This is a genomic window from Amaricoccus sp. (assembly GCF_036846665.1).
Lineage (GTDB): Bacteria > Pseudomonadota > Alphaproteobacteria > Rhodobacterales > Rhodobacteraceae > Amaricoccus.
In genome coordinates this window covers 1-3,618 of record NZ_DAIUBO010000323.1, presented here as the reverse complement: position 1 = coordinate 3,618, position 3,618 = coordinate 1, and the positions used below count along the sequence as shown (strand labels likewise).

Annotated in this window: 4 protein-coding genes; 2 read left to right on the top strand and 2 right to left on the bottom strand. The window is 70.8% G+C overall.

Annotated elements, in window-relative coordinates; all coding sequences use genetic code 11:
- Positions 1–627, bottom strand: a 627-nt coding sequence (locus V7050_RS19580; RefSeq protein WP_324411094.1) for a dihydroxy-acid dehydratase domain-containing protein, incomplete at its 3' end; no start/stop codon positions are given.
- Between the two features lie 244 nt (positions 628–871).
- Positions 872–1,612, bottom strand: coding sequence for a hypothetical protein (locus tag V7050_RS19575; RefSeq protein ID WP_324374543.1), 741 nt, complete (start codon positions 1,610–1,612; stop codon positions 872–874).
- A gap of 283 nt (positions 1,613–1,895) precedes the next feature.
- On the opposite strand from V7050_RS19575, the gene accD reads away from it, so the two are divergent.
- Both accD and V7050_RS19565 read left to right on the top strand, forming a co-directional pair.
- Entirely contained in the window at positions 1,896–2,807 is a 912-nt protein-coding gene (gene accD / locus V7050_RS19570) for an acetyl-CoA carboxylase, carboxyltransferase subunit beta (RefSeq protein ID WP_324368093.1), read from the top strand.
- Positions 2,804–3,618 (top strand): bifunctional folylpolyglutamate synthase/dihydrofolate synthase (locus V7050_RS19565; protein ID WP_324411092.1); only part of this gene is annotated, 815 nt, incomplete at its 3' end. The genes accD and V7050_RS19565, both read left to right, overlap by 4 nt.

Here is a 3,618-nt window from a genome sequence, read left to right as displayed (position 1 = left end):
GCCCGCCGAGGGACAGGCGACGCGCTCGAGGATCTCGAGCGCCGCATTGCCGAGCGTGCCCGCCTGGTGGCGGCCCACCGCCTCGAACATGTCCTGCACCGTCAGGTCGCGGTTCGCGAAATCCTCGGGCACCGCCGCGCCGGCCGGCACCCGGCCCGGCAGGATCGACCCGCCGTAGATGAAGACCGAAGGCACGTTGAGCCGCACCATCGCCATCATCATCCCCGGCAGGCTCTTGTCGCAGCCGGCGAGCCCGACGATGGCGTCGTAGCAATGCCCGCGCATGGTCAGCTCGACACTGTCCGCGATCGCCTCGCGGCTCGCGAGGCTCGAGCGCATCCCCTCGTGGCCCATGGCGATCCCGTCGGTGACGGTGATGGTGGTGAATTCGCGCGGCGTCCCCATCGCCGATTTCACCCCGAGCTTGACCGCCTGCGCCTGCCGGTTCAGCGCGATGTTGCAGGGCGCCGCCTCGTTCCAGCAGGTCGCCACCCCGACGAAGGGCTGGTGGATCTCGGCCTCCGAGATGCCCATGGCATAGAGGTAGCTGCGGTGCGGCGCGCGCTCGGGGCCTTCGGTGACATGGCGGCTGGGCAGCTTCGACTTGTCGAATTTCAGGGCGTCCATGGTCGTCCTCACGCTCGCAGTATGGGTAAGCCCGGGCATAGGCGAGAGGTCGGAAAATCACAAGCGCCGCCGGGTGGCACGGCGGGATGATCGCATCTGGCGCCCATACCAGCCTCCCTCGCCGTCGGGTCCCGTCCCACGCGGGCCGAGGGCCCCGGCCCTGCCGGGGGCCGGCGCGCGAGGCGCGCCGTCCAGGGGCGGCTCGCGCTTCCGGGCGAGCGGACCGGCGTCGGGCCTCGCGCCCTCAGGCGAGCGAGATCCTGAGCCGCAGCTTCCCGAAATAGGGATCCGTGATGACCGTGTCGTCGCCGCAGACGGCGGTGAGCTGGAGCCGGTCGATCGGCGAGACCGGGCCGCGGCCGCCGGCAATGTCGATCTCGCTGGGAAACTGCAGCCGGCCCTTGGCGTCGACGTTGCGCGGATCCGATGCCCAGGAGACCGCGAAGGTGCGGATGGTGGCGACGCGGAAGCTGCGCAGGGTGAATTCGCCGCAGAACGCGTTCCGGCATCCGTTCAGGGCGAGCACGTGGTAGACGCCGTCCGCGTCGCGCACGCGAAAATCCGTGAAGCCGGAATCGCAGGCGGCCTGGACGTACCACGGCAGGTCGCATCCGGCGGCGATCCTGGCCTCGGGCGTGGTGACCTCCCAGGTCCAGGACGGGTCCCATTCGCTGTCGGCGATGCCGGGCTCGACGGCGAGCCCCTCCTCGTCCAGGGCGCGGATCCGCAGGCTCAGCGAGGCCAGCGGGGTGGCCAGGTTGAGGATGCGCGATCTGATCCAGTCGATTTCCTCCTGCCTGGGCTGCTGGACGAGAAAGGCATAGGGCAGCGGCCGCCCCGGCAAGCCCGCGTCGCGCATCTTCAGCGGCCGCGCCTTCAGGCCGCGGGGCGGGCCCAGACTGCTGCCGTTTTCCGCGCCGCGGACGCCTCGGGAGGGATCGGAGCGGCGGCTGCAGAATCGACCGTCGGTGAAATATGCGTCCATGAAGCTCTCCCCCCTCGATCGTCGCCTGCGATCGCCCTCCGGCCGGGGTCCAGGGAGGACCCGGCCCGCCCGCTCTGCCGCCACCATCGGCGTGAAGATTCGTTCCAGACCGACGTCAAAGCATCGTGACAGAAGCGTCAAAAACCGGGGCTGCGATGCCGGCGACCGGCCGTTGCCGCCCGTGCCGGAGCTCGGGGCCGCGGCCGGCAGAGCGGCGGCGATTGCAAATGCGGCGGGCGAACTCTAGTTAGGCGGGGTCAGCCGCCCGGGGACCCTGCCGCGCATGAACTGGATCTCGAACTACGTCCGTCCGAAGATCAACTCGCTCTTCACGCGCCGCGAGGTTCCCGAGAACCTCTGGGTGAAATGCGACGAATGCGGCACGATGCTGTTCCACCGCGAGCTGGCCGAGGCACTCAACGTCTGCACCAATTGCGGGCATCACATGCCGATCAGCCCGCGCGACCGTTTCCGGACGCTCTTCGACGGCGGCATCTTCGTGGAGATCCCCGTTCCCAAGCCGCTGGCCGACCCGCTCGGCTTCCGCGACCAGAAGAAATACCCCGACCGGCTGCGCGAGGCGCGGCGCAAGACCGGCGAGGAGGAAGCGATGCTGGTCGCCGAGGGCGATATCGGCCGGCTGAAGGTGATCTGCGCCGGGCAGGATTTCGGCTTCATGGGCGGCTCGATGGGCATGCATGTGGGCAATGCCATCGTCGCGGCGGCGGAGCGCGCGGTGAAGCGGAAATGCCCGCTGGTGCTCTTCGCGGCGGCGGGCGGGGCGCGCATGCAGGAGGGGATCCTCAGCCTGATGCAGATGCCCCGCACCACCGTGGCGGTGGCGATGCTGAAGGAGGCCGGGCTGCCTTATGTCGTGGTGCTCACCCATCCCACCACCGGCGGCGTGACCGCGAGCTACGCCATGCTCGGGGACATCCAGATCGCCGAGCCGGGCGCGCTGATCTGCTTCGCCGGGCCGCGGGTGATCGAGCAGACCATCCGCGAGACCCTGCCCGAGGGCTTCCAGCGCGCCGAATACCTGCTCGACCACGGCATGCTCGACCGGGTGGTGGCGCGCAAGGACATGCGCGACGAGCTCGGCACGCTCTTGCGGCTCCTGACCGGCGAGCCGCCCTATGCGCACGGGGACCTGCCGGCGCCGGCCGAGACGCCCGAGCCCGCCGCCGTGCCATGACCCCCGGGAGCGACCGCGTTCTCGAACGCCTGATGTCGCTGCATCCCAAGATCATCGACCTGACGCTCGGCCGGGTGGAGCGGCTGCTCGCGGCGCTCGGCCATCCCGAGCGGCGGCTGCCGCCGGTGATCCACGTGGCCGGGACCAACGGCAAGGGCTCGACCATCGCCATGATCTGCGCCGGGCTCGAGGCCGGCGGCGCGCGGGTCCATGTCTATACCTCGCCGCATCTGGCGCGATTCCACGAGCGCATCCGGCTGGCGGGCGAGCTCGTCTCCGAGGAGCGGCTGCTGGCGCTGCTGGAGCATTGCGAGGAGGCGAACGGCGGCGCGCCGATCACCTTCTTCGAGATCACCACCGCGGCGGCGATGCTCGCCATGGCCGAGACGCCGGCGGAATGGGTGCTGCTCGAGGTGGGGCTCGGCGGGCGGCTCGACGCGACCAACGTGATCGACCGGCCGCGGGCCTGCGTCATCACGCCGGTCTCGCTCGACCACCAGCAGTATCTCGGCGAGACCCTGCCGCAGATCGCCTTCGAGAAGGCGGGCATCCTCAAGCCCGGCGTGCCCTGCGTCGTCGGCGCGCAGCAGGCGGAGGCCTGGGACGCGATCGTGGCGCGGGCGGAGGCCGTGGGCGCGCCGCTCGTAGCCGAGGGCATGGAGTGGCAGGTCTGGGAGGAGCACGGGCGGCTCGCCTTCCAGGACGGCGCGGGGCTCATCGACCTGCCGCTGCCGGGGCTGATCGGGCGGCATCAGGTGGAGAATGCCGGCATGGCGCTCGCGGTGCTGCGCGGGCTCGGGACCGGCGAGGC